Below are 17,801 nucleotides of genomic sequence, written 5' to 3' on the forward strand. Positions count from 1 at the left end.
ACGGCTACATGCGGGACGCCTGCAACGCGGTCACGATGATGCCGCGGGCGCCCACCTCGTAGAGCTTGTCCATGATCTGATTGACCTTGGCCTTCGGAACCATGACGCGCACCGCGTTCCACTGCTTGTCGTGCAGCGGGGAGATCGTCGGGCTTTCGAAACCGGGGGCCGCGGCCACGGCTGCGGAGACCTTGGAGATCGGAATGTCATAGTCCATGAGCACGTAGCGCTGCGCCGTGAGCACGCCTTCGAGACGGCGGCTGAGCACGGTGAGGCGCTCGTCCTTCGGATCGAGGCGCGGGGAACGGATCAGGCAGGCCTCGGAATGCATGATCGGATCGGCGAAGATCCGCAGACCGGCGTTGCGCAGCGTCGTTCCGGTGGACACCACGTCGGCGATGAGATCGGCGACGCCGAGCTGCACGGAGGATTCGACGGCGCCGTCCAGATGGATGGTCTGCGCGTTGATGCCGTGTTCGACCAGATAATCGTGCACCAGCTTGTCGAAGGAGGTGGCGACCCGCTTGCCCTCGATGTCCTCCAGTTTGGAGAAGGAGGATTCGTTGGGCGCGGCGAAGCGGAACGTGGAGGCTCCGAATCCGAGAGGCATGTGCTCGAGCGCCTCGGTGCCGGAGTTCTTCAGCAGGTCCTCGCCGGTGATGCCGCAGTCGATGGTGCCGCTGCCGACGTACACGGCGATGTCCAGAGGACGCAGATAGAACAGTTCGATGTCGTTATCGGGATCCTCGACGACGAGCTGTCGCGGATTGGAACGCAGGCGGTATCCCGCCTCGGACAGCATGTTCCAAGCGGGCTCGGACAGCATGCCCTTGTTGGGTACGGCGATTCTCAGCATGGTTTTCCCCTTAGTGCCGCCATGGTTCACGCGGCTTGATGAATGTCATGGGAGGTGCTCCACTTGCGTCGTGCCATGACCGTTCGTCATGTTGCGCGGAGCACGAGGTTCACAGGTGCTTGTAGACGTCCTCGAGCGTGAGGCCGTGCTTGATCATCATGACCTGCACGTGGTACAGCAGCTGGCTCATTTCCTCGGCCGTGCGGTCGGCGCCCTCGTATTCGGCGGCGATCCAAGTCTCTCCGGCCTCCTCGACGATCTTCTTGCCGATGAAATGGGTGCCCTTGTCGAGCTCCTCGACGGTCAGGGATCCTTCGGGACGGGTCTTGGCCTTCTCGCTCAGCTCGGCGAACAGGGATTCAAACGTCTTCATGATGTGTGATTGATGCTTTCTGTTGTTGTGTGGCGTTATACGCGGTATGTGACGCGGCTCGTTCGATGCGTCGCGCTCAGTCGCGGTAGGCGGCGGCCGCCTTGTCACGGATGGAGTCGATGGCTGCCGCACGGTCGTCGGCCCCGTACACGGCGGAACCGGCCACGAGCACGTCGGCACCGGCCTCGGCCACGATGTGCGCGGTCTTCGGGCTGACGCCGCCGTCGACCTGGATCTTGGTCGACAGGCCACGGCGGGTGATCTCGTCGCGCAGACGACGCACCTTGGCCATCTGGTTGTCGAGGAACTTCTGACCGCCGAAGCCGGGCTCGACGGTCATGATGAGGATCATGTCGAACTCGTCGAGGATGTCGAAGATGGGCTCGACCGGTTCGGCGGGACGCACGGCGAAGCAGGCCTTGCAGCCCATGTCACGCAGCTGGCGCGCCAGACGGACCGGAGCATGGGTGGCCCCCATGTGGAAGGACACGGAGGAGGCGCCGAGCCTGGCGTACTCCGGGGCCCAGCGGTCCGGATCCTCGATCATCAGGTGGACGTCGACGGGCAGGTCGGTGACCTCGCAGATGCGCTTGACGATCGGCTCGCCGAGCGTCAGGTTCGGCACGAAGTGATGGTCCATCACGTCGACGTGGACCAGATCGGCGTTGGCGATGGCCTTGAGGTCACGCTCGAGGTTGCAGAAGTCGGCGGACAGGATGCTGGGTGCGATTTCAATCTTCTTCATGATTTCATACCTTATCTATCAATTCGGACGATGTCGTGCATTGGCGAGGATGTCGCCGGAAGTTCAACGCCTGTTCTTCCCGCGTTGTTCCTCTTCGAGGCGCTGGCGTTCAAGCTCGTCCGCCGTGACCGCGACGAGTCGTTCGCTCAGCGTCGAGGTGTCCTGGCCGACGCGATGCAGCACGACGAAGAGGATGCATCCGGCAAGGAACACGAGGATCGCGGTCCACACGTTGGTCCTCAGGCCGAGGATCACCGTGGAGTAGTTGATGCGGACGTTCTCGATCCAACTGCGGCCGAGACCGTACCAGATCATGTACATGGCGAACTGTTGCCCCGCCTTGAGCCGGTCTGCGCACCGACGGCCGATCCAGACGATGAGGGCCGCGCCGATGAGGTTCCAGATCATCTCATAGAGGAACGTCGGGTGGAAGAGCGTGCCGGTGGGGCATGCCGTCCCCTGATAGCACACCTCGGTGCGGCCGATCGCGTCGGAGGAGTCGTTGAGCTTGAGGCCCCACGGCAGGGTGGTCGGCCAGCCGAACAGCTCCTGGTTGAACCAGTTGCCGAGTCGGCCGATGGCCTGTGCGACGAGCAGTCCCGGAGCGAGACAGTCGGCGAACATCGCGAACGGATAGTGCCGATGCCGGCACCACAGGAACGCGACCAGAGCGCCCACGCCGATGCCTCCGAAGATGGCCATTCCCCCCTCCCACACCTTGATGATGTCGGCGGGGTCTCCGTTTGGGGGGAAGTACATGTCGGGGGTCGTGAACACGTGGTACAGACGGGCTCCGACCAACGCGCACGGCACGGTGACCAACGTGGTGTCGAGCACCTGATCGAAGGTGCCACCCACACGCTTCCACCTGCGAGTGAGGATCCAGACGGCGAAGCATACGCCGATGAGGATGCACACCGCGTACATGCGGATGGTCACCGGGCCGATCTGGAACTTCGAGAACGTCGGCGAGGGAATATACGCGAGATTCATGGTTTCATCCTACGCGCGGCATGCGAATCCGCGCCGGAACCGTTGTCAGCTGCGCGCGCCGTGGATGCCTTCGGCGAGTTCCTCGCTCTTGGCGGCGAGGAGCCTCAGCCCCTCGGCCTTGTCGCGCGCGGTCCTGTTGTCGTCGGCAAGCAGCGTGTGGACGAGTGCGGAACCGACGATGACGCCGTCGGCATAGGATCCGACCTTCGCGCCCTGCTCGGCGGTGGACACGCCGATGCCGACGCACACGTTCGTCGCACCGGCCTTGCGGGTGCGTTCGACGAGCAGTTCCGGGGAGGCGTCGAGCTGCGCGCGCTCTCCGGTGACGCCCATGCGCGCGGCGGCGTAGACGAAGCCTCGGGCATTGCGGGAGACGATCTCAAGACGTTCGGTGGACGAATCCGGGGACACCAGGAAGATGCGATCGAGACCGTGCCTGTCGGACGCCTCGATCCATTCGCCGGCCTCGTCGGGGATGAGGTCGGGGGTGATCAGACCGGCGCCGCCGGCGTTCTCGAAGTCGGCGGCGAACCGTTCGACGCCGTAATGGTAGATCAGATTCCAGTAGCTCATGACCAGCGGGACTCCGCCGGCGTTGGCCACGGTCTCGACGGCCTCGAAGACGCGCCTGATGGTCTCGCCGTTGTTGAGGGCGATGGAGGATGCGGCCTGGATGACCGGTCCGTCCATCACCGGGTCGGAGTACGGCAGACCGATCTCGACGGCATCCACCCCGTGTTCGACCATGGTCCGCAACGCCTCGAGCGAGGTGTCCGGATCAGGGAACCCGTACGGCAGGTATCCGATGAAGGCGGGCTTGTTCTCGGCCTTGAACCGGGTGAACAGCGCCTCGGTCTGGCTGGGCTTGTGGCTGATGCCAAGCGGCTGTCCGGATGGCGTGGTTGCTGCGTTCGTCATAATGGGAAATCTCCTCTTCCTCTTGTCTCAGGCCACGGTGTTGCCGTGCGCTCCGGTGACCTCGAGCGCCTTGGCCTGATCATCGGTCAGGTATCCGAACCACTTGCCGGCGGTGGCCATGTCCTTGTCGCCGCGTCCGGAGATGTTGACGATCATCACGGCCTTGTCGTATCCCTTGGCCTTGAGGTCGGCGGCGGCCTTGTAGGCGCCTGCGACCGCGTGCGAGCTTTCGATGGCGGGGATGATGCCCTCGGTCTGGCTCAGGTCGCGGAAGGCGTTCATGGCCTCCTCGTCGGTGGCCCACGAGTAGTTGACGCGACCGATGTCCTTGAGCCACGAATGTTCGGGGCCGACGGATGCGTAGTCGAGTCCGGCGGAGATCGAGTAGGTGTCGAGGGTCTGTCCCTCATCGGTCTCCAGCAGATAGCTCTTGGCTCCCTGGAACATGCCGAGCTGACCAGTGCCGGGGGCGAAGCGGATGGCGTGCCTGCCGGATTCGGGGCCGTTGCCGCCGGCCTCGTAGCCGTACAGGTTGACGCGTTCGTCGTCGAGGAAGGCGTTCATCACGCCGATGGCGTTGGAACCGCCGCCCACGCACGCGCACACCGCGTCGGGATGGTCGATGCCGTACCAGTCCTGAAGCTGCTGCTTGGCCTCCTCACCGATGATCTTCTGGAAGTCGCGCACCATCTCGGGGAACGGGTGCGGACCCGCGACGGTGCCGAGCAGGTAATGGGTATCCTTGACGTTGGTGACCCAGTCGCGCAGCGCCTCGTTGATGGCGTCCTTGAGGATGCGGTCGCCGAGCGTGACCTCGACCACCTCGGCGCCGAGCATGCGCATGCGGGCCACGTTGAGGGCCTGACGTCGCGCGTCGATCTGGCCCATGTAGATGCGGCACTTGAGGCCCAACATCGCGCAGACGGTGGCGGTGGCCACGCCATGCTGACCGGCTCCGGTCTCGGCGATCACGCGGGTCTTGCCCATGCGCTTGACGAGCAGCGCCTGACCGAGCGCATTGTTGATCTTGTGGGCGCCGGTGTGGTTCAGATCCTCACGCTTGAGGAAGATGCGCGCATCAAGACCGGTCTTCTCCCTGACGAGCGCGGAGAAGCGCGGCGCCTCGGTCAGCGGCGAGGGACGACCCACATAGCGCTGCTGGAGGGTCATGAACTCCTTGTGGAACTCGGGATCGGCCTTGGCCTCATCGTAGACGCGCTCCAGCTCATCCAAGGCGGTGATCAGCGCCTCGGGCACGTAGCGGCCGCCGAACTGCCCCCAATACGGTCCGTGATGTTCGCTCAACGGGGTGGTTTCGGATGCTTTCACTCTTGCTCCTGCCTTTACTAGTCGTTCGACCGCCAGCTCATGGTCGTCGGCGGTGGCCACGCCTTCTCCGACGAGGACGGCGTCCGCGCCGGCACGGCCGTAGTCCTCGACCTCCACGGCGCCGAACACACCGGATTCCGCCACTCTGATGACGTCGTCCGGCAGATTCGCGGCCAATTCGTTGTACTTGTTGACGTCCACCTTCAGATCCTTGAGGTTGCGGGCGTTGATGCCGATGACCCTGGCGCCGACGGCGATCGCGCGATCGATCTCCTCGCGCGTATGGGTCTCGACGAGCACGGTCATGCCAAGCTCGTGCGACAGCTCGAGCAGATGCCTCAGCGTCGCGTCGTCCAGCGCGGCGACGATGAGCAGCACCAGATCGGCGCCGTGCGCACGCGCCTCGTAGATCTGATAGTCGGTAACGATGAAGTCCTTGCGCAGCACGGGGATATGCACCGCGGCGCGCACCTTGTCGAAATCGTCGAGGGAGCCGAGGAACCGGCGGCCTTCGGTCAGCACGGAGATCGCGCTGGCGCCGCCCTTCTCATACTCCAATGCCAGTGCGGCCGGATCGGGGATGTCGGAGAGGTGTCCCTTGGACGGGGATGCGCGCTTGATCTCGGCGATCACGGGGATGCCGTCGGCGCGCTTGAGCCATCGCATCGCATCGATCGGGGCCGGTGCCGCCAGTGCGGCACGCTTCACATCCTCAAGCGATACGCTGCGCTCGCGGGTACGCTGGTCCTCCAGCGCACCCGCCACCAGTTCGTCCAATACTGACATGATCCTCCCTTGTCGTGGTGGTCAATCATGCGTCACTCTAGGCCACGGTCCGTCTCACAGTGCCGTCGTGTCCTACATTCTGAGCGATTCCGGGCGTTCCGGTGCCCGCATCTTCCATGATCATTCCATGATCGCGTCGACGCCGTCGATGACGACTCCACGGAACCCGTCCTTCTCGAGCTGTCCGACGCCGCGGATGGTGGTGCCTCCAGGCGAGCAGACGGCATCCTTCATGGCTCCCGGATGCGCGCCGGTGGACATGTACAGGGCGCCGACGCCCTCGACCATCTTCGCGGCGAGACGATATGCGGCATCTCGTTGCAGGCCGTACTTGACGCCGGCGTCACCCAGTGCCTCGATGTACATGTCGGTGAAGGCGGGGGCGCATCCGGCCACGACCATCGCGATGTTCATGTGCGCGGAATCGACACGTTCGATGAGGCTGATCGGCGCGAACAGCCTCTCGAAGACGGCGGTCTGATCGGCGGTGAGCGTGTTCGCGGATTCGGTGACGAGCACGCCCTTGCCGACGGCCATCGGGGTGTTGGGGATCGTGCACTGGATATGCACGACTGGTGCTTCCCCGCCATCCACGCCGTCCGCACCGGCGGCGGGCTGCGACTGCTGCGTCCGGGCGTCGAACAGCGTGCGGTACCTCTCCAGATCCCAGCCGGCCGCGATCGACACGACGAACCTTCCGGGCTTGGCAAGCTCCTGCGTCAGCGGTCCGATCACCGTTTCGATCTGATAGGGCTTGATCGCGACGACGACCACATCGGCGGCGGCAACCACCTCGATCGGGCTTCGCAGCGCCCTGACGCCGAGTTTGGCGGCGTTGCGCTCCAGCTTGTCGTAGTGGGCGGCGCAGGCGACGATCTGCCTGCCGCGCACCACGCCCGCGTCGACGAGTCCCTGCGCGATGGCCTGCGCCATGTTGCCGTAGCCGATGAATCCGATGGTCAGATCATCCATATCATCCATGATGGTTCCCTTTCTACCTGTGTTCTGTCTGTGTTCCTATGACCCGTATTCCTCTAGAACAGCGTCTCCAGATCGCCGCGGTCCAGCGCCTCCTGCCACAGGTGACGGAACACGACCGACCCGTGCAGGCCGTCGTGCTCAAACTCGTTGGTCACCCAGTAGTGGCTGTTGCCGATGCGGCTCAGCGTGTCGAGTTGCATGCCCGAGTCGACGTACATGTCGTCGAAGTAGACACCCGCCTGCAGCGGCACCTCGTTGCCCGCGAGACGTTCCTCGTCGTAGATCACGCCGAAGTGCGTGTCCTCCATGAGCACGTCCATCGCCGCCCTGAACGGTCGGAGCGCGGCCTCCTGTTCGAACATCCACGGGAACATCGCCTCACCGGTGAAGTTGAGGGGGCGCTCCCCCGTGTCGAACTCGGGGTGTCGATCGCGCACGCGCTGCGCCGCCCAGCGGATCGGCTCGTCGAGCTCGCCGTTGGCGTAGATGAACTCCTGCAGCGGCCAGTACAGCGGCCGCGACGAGGTGGCGTTCATGACCTTAGCGAGGAACTCGTCGCTCAGGTCGGACAGCGGCGCATCCCCCGGTTCGGTCTCGGCCGACACCGAACCGTCACCGGATGTGAAGGCGTCGTCGAGGATCCAATGGACGCGTTCGAAGCTGGGCTTCATGCCGAAATCGGAGCCGAGGCACTGCAGCCGTTCGACGGTGAGTGGATCCCCGTTGGGCAGTAGCGGGAAACCGTGCGCGGCCATGCCGGCGATCACGCCGAGGCGATGCTCGATGGCGGTTCCTCCCAGCTGGCCGAGCACCGTATCGGTCAGCGTGGCGACGAACTCGTTCACCTCCGCGGCGGTCGGCAGCGTGTCGGCGAGCGCGGCCACGCGTGCGGCGTCCTGGGGGTAGCGTTCGTAGAACTGTTGGGTCTTTCTCGCCATGCGTGGGAACGTGTGCTCGTACACTTCGGTGGCGTCGGCGGGCACGTGTGGGATGCCTCCGGTGGTGAAGCTGGCGTTGATGCCTTCGGGGAATAGTGACAGGTAGGTGAGTGTGAGGAAGCCGCCGTAGCTCTGTCCCATCGTCACCCATTTGCGGCCGCCGAATTCGGTGCGGCGCAGGTGTTCGAAGTCGCGTACGATCGAGTCGGCGAGGAATAGTTTGAGGTAGTCGGCCTGTGCGCGTGCTGCGTCGGTCGTGCCGGTGTGGGCGGCGGCGATGCGCGTCATTGTGTGGGTGTCGACGCGGTTGGATCGTCCGGTGCCTCGTTGGTCGGGCAGGATTACGCGGAAGTGTTTCGTTGCCTCTTCGATCCATCCGTCGGATTGCGGGCTGAGCAGTCGGGGGCCGGCGCCGCCGGGGCCTCCCTGTAGGAAGATCAGTAGGGGCAGGTCGTCGTGCACGTGTTCGGGTGTGGTGACCACGCGGTAGAAGAGTTTGATCGGCTCGCCGTCGAAGCCGTGTCCTGGCTCGTGTCCTGTCCAGTCGAGCGGCACGTCGATGGAGCGGTCCTCGATGTGCAGTCCTGGAACATAGTATTCGTTGAGCAGCGTCATGCGTCTTCCCTTCGTTCGGCCGACCGCGCCTGAGTCGGGCGCGTGCGTTCGCGTACAGGTCAACTCTACCCGTCTCTTCATGGTTCGCGGGCATCTCATCCCATGGCATGATGGGCGGCGACCGTCGCACGCACTAGCCTTGGATGTCATGAATGGATGGATGGAGCGGCTCGCCGAATGGAACCGCGGGCATGTGCTGGCGGTGGATATTCTGCTGGCGGCGTTGTTGACCGGGTTGTGTTTTCCCTTGTCCGGCAGTACGGACACGTCGACCGCGCCCGGTCTGCTGTTCACCACCAACGCCGATGCCCTGTACCTGTGGGCGTCCCTTACCGTGATTCCCCTGGCGATGCGACGCTGGCGGCCGGAGGCGGCCGCGTGGCTGTTCGTCGCGTTGTGCGCGGCCCATCTCGTGTTGGGACCGGCGACTTCCTACGGCGATTTCTACGCGCTGCTGATGCTGTATTCGGTGCTGGTGCACGGTTCACCCGGTCATGCGCCGCGTTTCATCGTCACCGCGTTCATCATGGGTGTGGTGGCGTCCGTCGTCTGGTCGTTGGCGTTCAATCTTGGTCCGTTGTTCGGTGGTGCGACGCTCACGGACGCTCTGGGGCTGGATCTGACGCCTGTGTGGCCGCCGTCATGCCGGTCGTCGACCAGCGGCGTGTTCGGCGGCGACTCCGGTGGTTGCGTCGGAGATATCGGCATGGACGCGGGCCTGCTGATGATCGCCATGTCGGTGTGCCTCGTCAGCGCGATCATCATGGCCTTCTGGCGCCGGTCGCGTCTGGCGACCCTGCGCGCCATGCGAGAGCGCAACGAGTCGATCGCCGCGCGCGAGGACGAGGAGCGTCGTATCGCGGCGTTGGCGGAGCGGGCGCGTATCGCTCGTGATATGCATGATGTTGTGGCGCATACGTTGTCGACGATCATCGTCCAGTCGGATGGTGGTCGGTATGCGGGTGCCCGTGACATCGCTGTGGCGAAGCGTACGATGGCGACGATCCGTCATGAGGCGTTGATTGCCCAGCGGGATATGCATCGCCTGTTCGAGGTGTTCGGTGGTCCTGCGGATGAGGGGTATGCGCGTATTGGGGATCTGTGTGATGGCGTGCCGCCGGTTGATCGCCGTGTGGAGGGTGATGCCCGTCCCGATCGATTCTCTCCTGATGCGGATGTGGCTGTGTTTCGTCTGGTGCAGGAGTCGTTGTCGAATGTGCGCAAGCATGCCGGCCCGGATGCTCGGGTGACGATCGTTGAGACGTGGGGTCCGGATGAGTTTCGTATTGTGATTCATGATGATGGTCTTGGTGCGAGGGCGGCTTTGGATGGGCATCGTGCCGGTTATGGCCTGTTGGGCATGCGTGAACGCGTCACCGCGGTGGGCGGCGATGTGGAATCCGGCCCGGCGGAATCGGGCGGGTTCACGGTTTCGGCTCGTATCCCGTTGTCGTCTGTTGCCGCGGCGCGTGGGGAGTCGTCTGCGCGTTCGGATGAATCGTCGTTGCCCGTTGGATCGGTCGGTTCCGTTGCCTCTCTGTCTGGTTCGTTCGGATGGGTGGCGTCCGTCTTGTCCGGTTTGTCCGTCCGGTGGCGGTCGTGGCGTGCAGGTCGATCGATCGTGGATTCCGATGCCGACGATGTTCCGGACGGCGGCGTGTCCCGTTCGAATTGGATCGGCTATATGGCGTGGTGGACCGGTAGGCATTATCTGTTCATGGATGTGTTGTCCGCGGCGATTCTGACGTGGCTGCTTTATCCGGCGATGTTCGACGAGTCGGGTCTGGCCGATGTCTCGTCCGTTGCGCAACCGGTGTGGAGTGCGGTTGCGGTGGTGTTGACGGCGGTCATGCTTACGCCGTTCGCGTTGCGTCGTCGGTTCCCCGAGCGGAGCGCGCTGGCCATGGCGGTGCTGTGCGCGTTGGCGCTGTTGTGTCTGCCGTCGATTCCCGTGGTCGGCGTGTTCGCGTTGTCGTCCGTCCATGCGGCGGTGCTGTACGGTCGTGATGGTGCCTGGCGTTGGGTGCTGATCGCGACCGCCGTGGATTCGTGGCTGTTCGGCGTGCGGATGGTGGCCGGACGGGAGGGTATCGGACCGCTTGTGGGGCTGGTTCGCTCCGATCTGCCGGATGATGGTTCGATGTGGGTTCTGTTGGTCGGCTCGATGCCGATCGGGATGCTGATGCTGTTGTTGTGTCTTGTTTCGATGGCGATGGCCGCATGGCGGCGTTCGAGCGGGTCGGACATGCTGGTGCTGCGTCAGCGTGAGGAGGCGTTGCGGGCCGAGGAGGAGCGTCAGCGGGTATTGGCCGCGAACATGGAGCGTGAGCGTATCGGCGCGGCGATGCGTTCGGAGGTTGCGTCCACGTTGGATGCGGTGACCGCCAAGGCGGACGAGGGGCTGGTCATGCTGGACGAGTCGCCGCAGCCGTCCGCGGATCGGATCGCCGAATCGTTCGCGGGCATCGGCGCGCAGGGCAGGGAGGCGTTGGCGCATATGCGTCGCTTGCTGACGGTGCTGCGCGAGACCGGATTCAGCGATGGAACGCCCGCATCCCGACGGCAGGACCGTCATGCCGCGCCGTTGTCCCCCGCGGCGCCGTTGGACGAACAGATGAGGAGTCGTTCGGCCGGCTGATCATCATCACCACTCGTTGTCATGTGGCGGGAACGGCCGGGAATGCGGGATTGATTCAGGGAAGAATCAGGGTATCTGCTCCATGCGTGCGCGCCGCCACCGGGTAGGGTGGACGGTATGAGTGAGAGCAACAGGATTCGAGTGGTCATCGCCGACGATCAGGAGCTGGTGAGGGCCGGATTCGCCATGGTCATCGGCTCCCAGCCGGATATGGACGTGGTCGGGCAGGCCGGGGACGGCGGGCATGCCGTCGAACTGGCCGAGCGTCTCCATCCGGATGTCGTACTGATGGATGTGCGCATGCCAGGCATGGATGGCATCGAGGCGACGCGCAGGATCGTCGATATCGACGCTCATGGGCCGCGCGTGATCATCCTCACCACGTTCGATCTGGACGAGTACGTGATGGCGGCGATCGACGCCGGCGCCTCCGGCTTTCTGCTCAAGGACACGGAGCCGGAGACGCTGCTCGCCTCGATCCGCACCGTGTTCCAGGGCAATGCGATCATCGCCCCCTCCGCCACGAAACGGCTCATCGAGAAGATGATGCGGGACGGTTACGCGCAGAACGGGACGCTCCCCATCGGCGCCCCCGTGGAGGGGCCGGCGAGCGCGGCGCGTCGGACGGCGGTGTCGGCGTCGGTCCGTTCCGGTTTCTCCGCGGGTTCGCCGGCTCCGGCGAATGCTCCGCTTGCCGGCGGTCGTATGGTCGACCCGTCTGATCCGGTGTCGTATACGGATCCGGAGCTGGAGTTGTTGACCGATCGCGAGCGTGAGGTGCTGGTGGAGATCGCGCATGGTCTGAGCAATCAGGAGATTGCCGATAAGCTGTTCATCAGTCTGCCGACGGTGAAGACGCATGTGGCGCATATCCTGTCGAAGATCCATGCGCGTGATCGCGTGCAGGCCGTGGTTTTCGCCTATGACAACAGGCTGGTGTGAGCCGGCATTCCGGTGGATCATGGATAGATGGCTAGGGGGTGCCGCCTGCCACGGGCGACACCCCCTTGTCGTGTCATTGGGTTGTTCGTCTAGGCTTCGGCGAGCGCCTCGACCGGTGGGGTTCTGACGGCCCGGCGTGCGGGTGCGATGCTGGCGAGCAGCGCGGCCAGGGCGGCCACGGCGAGTACGGTGCCGTTCATCGTCCATTCGAAGGGTAGGGCGACCTTCCCGTAGAGGCTGAACACCATGTATGATCCGAGCCAGCCGAATCCGGTGCCGAGTATCACGCCGACGATGCCGGAGACGAGGGAGAGCAGGAGTGATTCGACGGCGAGCGAACGTTTGAGCTGGCCGCGGGTCATGCCGATGGCGCGCAGGGTCGCGGATTCGCGGGTGCGTTCGATGACGGAGAGCGATAGGGTGTTCGCCACGCCGACGAGTGCGATGAGCACGGCCACGGCGATGAGTCCGACGAGCATGGACATGAGTACGTCGATGATGGTCTCCCACATGGCGCGTTCGGCGACGGGGCCGGTGACGGTGATGCCGGGGTTGGCGGAGAACGCGGCCTGCACGTCGGTGAGGACAGTGATCAGCGGCGTGTCGTTCCGGTTGTCGACGGCCATCATGAGCATGCGTCCGCTGGCCTGGATTCCCCCGTTGCCGAACCGGTCGGCGTCGATGAACGCGACGGCCCCGTAGTCGGAGCTGACCCTGCGGTAGTCGGCCTGTTTCGGTGTGAGCGTGATCGGAGTCGTGGAGCCGTCGGCGGAGGCGATCGTGAACGTGGTTCCCCTGTTCGCCGGGAAGGTGAGTTTCCTGCCGTCCGAGGCCGAGTAGGCGGGCAGCAGCACGTCATCCACGCCGAGACCCACGCCGTTCAGGTCGGCGTGCATCACCTTGCGCAGCGAGTCGATGTCCTTGACTCCGACGAGCAGCACGGTGAGGTCCTTGCCGTCGGCGGTCTTCACGCTCGCCGCGGCGGTGGGCGCCGTAAGGGATGCGGTCACGCCCTTGACGGTGGAGGCCTTGCGGATCTGCGCGTCGGTCATGTCGCTTCCGGTGGCGATCATGTCGACGCTGTAGCGTGTGGAGATCGCCTCGGCCATGGTCTGCTTGCCGCTGGCGGCGCCGGTGGCGATGGTGGAGACGAGGGTGACGCCGATGAGCAGCGCCACGCCGGTGGCGGCGACGCGGCGCGGGTTCTTCTGGATGTTGGCGTGCGCGACCTTCGCGCTCGGACCGGTCAGCGAGACGAGCGCGCCGAATCCTCGCATGAGCACGGGCAGCCAGAACGTGGCGGACAGGACGAGTGCGAGGAACACGAACGCGCATCCCGCGATCGCGATCAGCAGCACCGGTCCGTAGTTGTCCTTCGCCAGCGAGTCGCGTCCGACGTTGAGCTCATGTATCTGCCATGCGCCGAACCAGCAGCCGGCCAGTCCGGCGATGAGCATCAGCGTGGATAGTACGGCGCGTAGGATGCCGGCGCGGCGGGTGGCGGTCAGTTCGATCGGGCGCAGCGCCTCCAACGGGGTGACGGCCGTGGCGGAGCGTGCGGAGCCGAGCGAGGCGATGATGGTCATTATGATGCCGAAGAGGATCGGTACGACGAACACCTGCCAGCTGAGGATCACGCCTTTCTCCAGGCCGGCCTTGCTCATCAGGCCCGAGGCTCCGACCCCGGCCATCAGGCCGATGCCGAGCAGCACGCCCAGCGCCGAGGCGATGAGTCCAAGTATGCCGGCTTCGAGCAGGACGGAGGCGTACAGCTGCCCCTTGCGTGCGCCGATGGTGCGCAGCAGGGCGAGGGTGCGTCGGCGTTGGGCGACGAGCACCTGGAACGTGTTGGCGATGACGAGCGCCGCGACGAGCATCGCGAGCACGCCGAAGCTCAGCAGGAACGTGGTGGTGATGTCGGTGCCGCCGCCGCTCATGCTCCTGACCGACGCGTCGGCCGCGTCGGCGCGCGACTGGATCGTGTAATGCCTGGGCAGGAGCTTCTCGACGCGCGCGATCGTGGCCTTCGCGGCGTCGGATGACGTGTCGGCGACGTCGAGGTAGATGTTGAGCACGCTCATCGAACTGAAGTCGTCGACACCGGCCATCGCGGCCAGGTCCGCGTCGGAGAGCACGGCGGCGCCGCCGTAGAGCGGGTAGGCGCCATCCGGGTCCGTGGTGATTCCCACCACGTGCACGGTGTCGCCGGCCGATGCGGATCGGGGCACGTCCGTCGGCGTCGGGGTCGAGGCGTCCGCCGTTGCGGCACTGTCCGCCCGCGTGCCGGCGGACAGTGCCGCGGCCTGTCGCATGGCGTGTGCCGCCTGCGAGTCGATCGTCACGGTGTCGCCGACCTTCACGCCGAGCTGGTTGGCCGCCGACTGTGGCAGGGCGATTTCGTGGTTGTCGGCCGGCTGGTCGCCGTGCGTGACCTTGACCGGCAGCAGTTTCGCGCCGTCCGATGCGGCGATGGCCTGCACGTTCACGTTCCGGTCGCCGTTGGTGACGGTCACGGTGGCGGACGCGTCGACGCGCACGCCGTCCACTCCCTCGGTGGCGCGCATCCTGTCGATGTGGAAGTCGCCGACAGAGCGCGTGTATGCGTATTCGAGCGCCTTGTCGTCGAGTTCGCCGAACGGCTTGGGCGCGATCATATAGTCGGCGTCGCCGAACTGGGCGGTGGTCTGTCTGGTCAGGGATGCGGTCATCGCGTTGGAGAACAGGAACGTGGAGGCGATGAACGCGGTGCCGATGAGGATGGCGATGCCCGCGGGGATGAGCATCCGCGCGCTCTTCCTCATGAGTCTGATGGTCAGTGAAAGCATGATGGGCCTTTCGGATCGGATCGACGTGTCTTGACGGATCAACGTTCAGCGTGCATGGCGTGCGCCGGACGAGGAACGGCGACGGCCTCGCGTCCCCCGACCGGCGCGGCCCGTACGGTCGACGGCATCCTCGCTCCCGCCCATCCAACCGTTCGCCGCCGTGCCTCCTGGCAGCGCGGACTGGTCCGGGACGGCCGCAGTGGCCGCGGTCGACGCCGGCGGCGTCGGCGGCAGCACGTCATCGGTGACCGGCAGTGCGGTCGTGTTGCGCGTGCCGGCCAGGCGCGCGAGCCGGTCCGCGGACGTGCCGGTGACGGCGGCGCGCGTGGCCCTCTCGCGTTCGGCCATGAGCAGCCGGTTCATGCGTTCGGCGGTTGGATGCGGCTCGTCGGCCACGATCCGCCCGTCGGCGAACACGATGGCCCGATCCGCGTAGGAGGCGGCGACCGCGTCGTGCGTGACCATGATGATCGTCTGTCCGAGTTCGTCGACCGACCGGCGCAGGAAGCCGAGCACCTCGGCGCTGGACACGGAGTCGAGGTTGCCGGTCGGTTCGTCGGCGAACACGAGCTTCGGCTTGGTGATCAGCGCGCGGGCGATGGCGACGCGCTGCTGCTGGCCGCCGGACAGTTCGGTCGGCCGGTGGTCGAGGCGGCGTTCGAGGCCGAGCGTGGTGACGAGGGTCGCGAACCAGCGTCGGTCCGGTCTGGCTCCGGCGAGCGTCAACGGCATGAGGATGTTCTGCTCGGCGGTGAACATCGGCAGCAGGTTGAAGCTCTGGAAGATGAATCCGATCCGGTTGCGGCGCAGCAGGGTCAGCTGCCTGTCGTTGAGACGGGTCAGGTCGCGCCCCTCGAACATGATGCGTCCCGATGTGGCCGAGTCGAGGCCGGCGAGCGTGTGCATCAGCGTGGACTTGCCGGATCCGGACGGTCCCATGATCGCGGTGAACCTGCCGCGTTCGAAGGTCACGTTGACGTCGCGCAACGCGTGCACGACGCCCTCCCCCTCGCCGTAGTCCTTGACGAGGTCGATCGCCTGGATGGCGGGATCGGGCCGGGAGGCTGCGCTGACTGTGTTGGTTTCGTTCATGATGCTCATGGCGTTGCTCCATACATGTTTGCCGCGGACGTGGTCCGTCCGCTCCTGGATTCCACGCTATGCGCATCGCCCGGCGCACCCCATCGTGCGCAGGGTTGAATTACGGAAGGCCGCATACGCGGGTCTCATCCTTTCGGATGAGCGTGTCCCTCCCGCCGTCGTGCATCCGCCTACGCGGTGTGCGGGCGCACGACGCGAAGCGGCGGCCGACACCGCATGACGTTCGGTGTCGGCCGCCGCTTGATCAGGCAGGCCTGGGGAGCCTTCCCCTCCCATCGTCCGATGTCGCCGCCCGTCCTCGAAACGCGGGCGACGCCCCTTCCACCGGTACGACGGACCCTATCGGATCCTGTCCGCCGGGCTCACTTGGCCAGACCGGAGGCACGGACGGCCTCGAAGCCGCCCTTGAGGTCGTCGAGGATGTCCTCGATGTTCTCGGTGCCGATGGACAGGCGGATGGTGCCCTGGTGGATGCCCTGGTCCTCGAGCTCCTCCAGGGTCTCCTGGGAGTGCGTGGTGGAGGCCGGGTGGATGACCAGGGACTTCACGTCGGCGACGTTGGCCAGCAGGCTGAACAGGTGCAGGTTGTCGATGAAGACGCGGGCCGCGTCCTTACCGCCCTTGATGTCGAAGGTGAAGATGGAGCCGGCGCCGTTCGGGAAGTACTTCTCGTACAGCGCGTGGTCGCGACGGCCCTCGATGGACGGGTGGGAGACGGACTCGACCTCGGGCACGGTCTGCAGGTACTCGACGACCTTGAGCGCGTTCTCGACGTGGCGCTCGACGCGCAGGGACAGGGTCTCGGTGCCCTGCAGCAGCAGGAACGCGGCGAACGGGCTCAGGGTGGCGCCGGTGTCGCGCAGCAGGATCGCGCGGATGCGGGTCACGAACGCGGCGCCGCCGAGCGCCTCGTAGAAGTTGAGGCCGTGGTAGGACGGATCCGGCTCGGTGAGGGTCGGGAACTTGCCCGGCACCTCGGCCCAGTTGAAGTTGCCGCCCTCGACGACGACGCCGCCCAGCGTGGTGCCGTGGCCGCCGATGAACTTCGTGGCGGACTCGACGACGACGTCGGCGCCGTGCTCGAGCGGACGGAACAGGTACGGGGTGGCGAACGTGTTGTCGACGATCACCGGCAGATGGTGCTTGTGGGCGATCGCGGAGATGGCCTCGAAGTCCGGCAGGTCGGCGTTCGGGTTGCCGAAGGTCTCGAAGTAGACGAGCTTGGTGTTCTCCTGGATGGCGTCCTCGAAGTTCTGCGGGACCTCCGGGTCGACGAAGGTGGTGGTGATGCCGTCGCGCGGCAGCGTGTGCTTGAGCAGGTTGAAGGTGCCGCCGTAGATGTTCTTGGAGGAGACGATGTGGTCGCCGGACTGGGTGATGTTGCGCACCGCGTATTCGACGGCCGCGGCGCCGGAGGCGACCGCGATGCCCGCGGTGCCGCCCTCGAGGGCGGCGATGCGGTCCTCGAACACGCCCTGGGTGGAGTTGGTCAGACGGCCGTAGATGTTGCCCGGGTCGGCCAGACCGAAGCGGGCCTCGGCGTGGTCGAAGTTGTGGAAGACGTAGGAGGTGGTCGCGTAGATCGGCACCGCGCGGGAGTCGGTGGCCGGGTCGGCCTGCTCCTGTCCGACGTGCAGCTGCAGGGTTTCGAAACGGTAGTTCTTGTTCTTCTCGGCCATGATGTGCTCCATTCTCGGGTTGGTCGACGTGCTGGTTTCCTTGCCACCCGCCTGCCGTGTTCGGCGGTTGGCGAGGTGTTGG

The 17,801-nt window shown here is 65.5% G+C and carries 13 protein-coding genes; 2 read left to right on the forward strand and 11 right to left on the reverse strand.

What is annotated here, in order from left to right; genetic code table 11:
* Positions 1 to 4: 4 nt before the first annotated feature.
* The 8 genes from hisG to EMB92_RS01510 all read right to left on the reverse strand — a co-directional run bounded on the left by hisG (position 5) and on the right by EMB92_RS01510 (position 8,534).
* Positions 5 to 856 carry an ATP phosphoribosyltransferase gene (gene hisG, locus EMB92_RS01475; protein ID WP_043166533.1) on the reverse strand — a complete coding sequence of 284 codons (852 nt, stop codon included), beginning with the start codon at positions 854 to 856 and terminating at the stop codon, positions 5 to 7.
* Positions 857 to 965: 109 nt separating this feature from the next.
* Positions 966 to 1,229: a phosphoribosyl-ATP diphosphatase gene (locus tag EMB92_RS01480; RefSeq protein WP_043166534.1), complete on the reverse strand. Its 264-nt coding sequence runs from the start codon at positions 1,227 to 1,229 to the stop codon at positions 966 to 968.
* Positions 1,230 to 1,305: 76 nt separating this feature from the next.
* On the reverse strand, positions 1,306 to 1,974 hold the full coding sequence (gene rpe / locus EMB92_RS01485) for a ribulose-phosphate 3-epimerase (RefSeq protein ID WP_150393548.1): 669 nt from the start codon (positions 1,972 to 1,974) through the stop codon (positions 1,306 to 1,308).
* Positions 1,975 to 2,037: 63 nt separating this feature from the next.
* The gene (gene lgt / locus EMB92_RS01490) at positions 2,038 to 2,967 is read right to left on the reverse strand and encodes a prolipoprotein diacylglyceryl transferase (protein ID WP_150393549.1); all 930 of its coding nucleotides are present in this window, start codon (positions 2,965 to 2,967) and stop codon (positions 2,038 to 2,040) included.
* A gap of 45 nt (positions 2,968 to 3,012) precedes the next feature.
* Positions 3,013 to 3,885 (reverse strand): tryptophan synthase subunit alpha, encoded by an 873-nt coding sequence (gene trpA, locus EMB92_RS01495; RefSeq protein WP_150393550.1) that lies wholly within the window; start codon positions 3,883 to 3,885, stop codon positions 3,013 to 3,015.
* Between the two features lie 27 nt (positions 3,886 to 3,912).
* Entirely contained in the window at positions 3,913 to 6,000 is a 2,088-nt protein-coding gene (locus tag EMB92_RS01500) for a bifunctional indole-3-glycerol phosphate synthase/tryptophan synthase subunit beta (RefSeq protein ID WP_150393551.1), read from the reverse strand.
* A gap of 120 nt (positions 6,001 to 6,120) precedes the next feature.
* Complete coding sequence (gene proC / locus EMB92_RS01505; protein WP_150393911.1) at positions 6,121 to 6,972, reverse strand: pyrroline-5-carboxylate reductase; 852 nt, start codon at positions 6,970 to 6,972, stop codon at positions 6,121 to 6,123.
* Between the two features lie 62 nt (positions 6,973 to 7,034).
* A complete protein-coding gene (locus tag EMB92_RS01510) occupies positions 7,035 to 8,534 on the reverse strand; it encodes an alpha/beta fold hydrolase (RefSeq protein ID WP_150393552.1) in 1,500 nt (499 codons plus the stop codon).
* Positions 8,535 to 8,694: 160 nt separating this feature from the next.
* Here EMB92_RS01510 and EMB92_RS01515 point away from each other — a divergent pair, with 160 nt between their 5' ends.
* Both EMB92_RS01515 and EMB92_RS01520 read left to right on the forward strand, forming a co-directional pair.
* Complete coding sequence (locus tag EMB92_RS01515; RefSeq protein WP_150393553.1) at positions 8,695 to 11,172, forward strand: DUF7134 domain-containing protein; 2,478 nt, start codon at positions 8,695 to 8,697, stop codon at positions 11,170 to 11,172.
* Between the two features lie 117 nt (positions 11,173 to 11,289).
* A complete protein-coding gene (locus EMB92_RS01520; protein ID WP_043166549.1) occupies positions 11,290 to 12,114 on the forward strand; it encodes a response regulator in 825 nt (274 codons plus the stop codon).
* 89 nt (positions 12,115 to 12,203) lie between these two features.
* Here the strand turns inward: EMB92_RS01520 and EMB92_RS01525 are convergent, their stop codons facing one another.
* From EMB92_RS01525 to EMB92_RS01535, 3 genes are all read right to left on the reverse strand, one after another.
* On the reverse strand, positions 12,204 to 14,939 hold the full coding sequence (locus EMB92_RS01525) for an ABC transporter permease (protein ID WP_150393554.1): 2,736 nt from the start codon (positions 14,937 to 14,939) through the stop codon (positions 12,204 to 12,206).
* A gap of 45 nt (positions 14,940 to 14,984) precedes the next feature.
* Positions 14,985 to 16,040: an ABC transporter ATP-binding protein gene (locus EMB92_RS01530; RefSeq protein ID WP_150393555.1), complete on the reverse strand. Its 1,056-nt coding sequence runs from the start codon at positions 16,038 to 16,040 to the stop codon at positions 14,985 to 14,987.
* A gap of 362 nt (positions 16,041 to 16,402) precedes the next feature.
* Complete coding sequence (locus EMB92_RS01535) at positions 16,403 to 17,719, reverse strand: O-acetylhomoserine aminocarboxypropyltransferase/cysteine synthase family protein (protein WP_043166599.1); 1,317 nt, start codon at positions 17,717 to 17,719, stop codon at positions 16,403 to 16,405.
* Positions 17,720 to 17,801 lie beyond the last annotated feature (82 nt).

Source organism: Bifidobacterium callitrichos (genome assembly GCF_008698085.1).
Lineage (GTDB): Bacteria > Actinomycetota > Actinomycetes > Actinomycetales > Bifidobacteriaceae > Bifidobacterium > Bifidobacterium callitrichos.

Excerpts from the sequence above, each read along its gene's own strand:
- hisG (WP_043166533.1), bottom strand. The coding sequence starts at position 856 with ATGCTGAGAATCGCCGTACCCAACAAGGGCATGCTGTCCGAGCCCGCT.
- EMB92_RS01480 (WP_043166534.1), bottom strand. The coding sequence starts at position 1,229 with ATGAAGACGTTTGAATCCCTGTTCGCCGAGCTGAGCGAGAAGGCCAAG.
- rpe (WP_150393548.1), bottom strand. The coding sequence starts at position 1,974 with ATGAAGAAGATTGAAATCGCACCCAGCATCCTGTCCGCCGACTTCTGC.
- lgt (WP_150393549.1), bottom strand. The coding sequence starts at position 2,967 with ATGAATCTCGCGTATATTCCCTCGCCGACGTTCTCGAAGTTCCAGATC.
- trpA (WP_150393550.1), bottom strand. The coding sequence starts at position 3,885 with ATGACGAACGCAGCAACCACGCCATCCGGACAGCCGCTTGGCATCAGC.
- EMB92_RS01500 (WP_150393551.1), bottom strand. The coding sequence starts at position 6,000 with ATGTCAGTATTGGACGAACTGGTGGCGGGTGCGCTGGAGGACCAGCGT.
- proC (WP_150393911.1), bottom strand. The coding sequence starts at position 6,972 with ATGGATGATCTGACCATCGGATTCATCGGCTACGGCAACATGGCGCAG.
- EMB92_RS01510 (WP_150393552.1), bottom strand. The coding sequence starts at position 8,534 with ATGACGCTGCTCAACGAATACTATGTTCCAGGACTGCACATCGAGGAC.
- EMB92_RS01515 (WP_150393553.1), top strand. The coding sequence starts at position 8,695 with ATGGAGCGGCTCGCCGAATGGAACCGCGGGCATGTGCTGGCGGTGGAT.
- EMB92_RS01520 (WP_043166549.1), top strand. The coding sequence starts at position 11,290 with ATGAGTGAGAGCAACAGGATTCGAGTGGTCATCGCCGACGATCAGGAG.
- EMB92_RS01525 (WP_150393554.1), bottom strand. The coding sequence starts at position 14,939 with ATGCTTTCACTGACCATCAGACTCATGAGGAAGAGCGCGCGGATGCTC.
- EMB92_RS01530 (WP_150393555.1), bottom strand. The coding sequence starts at position 16,040 with ATGAGCATCATGAACGAAACCAACACAGTCAGCGCAGCCTCCCGGCCC.
- EMB92_RS01535 (WP_043166599.1), bottom strand. The coding sequence starts at position 17,719 with ATGGCCGAGAAGAACAAGAACTACCGTTTCGAAACCCTGCAGCTGCAC.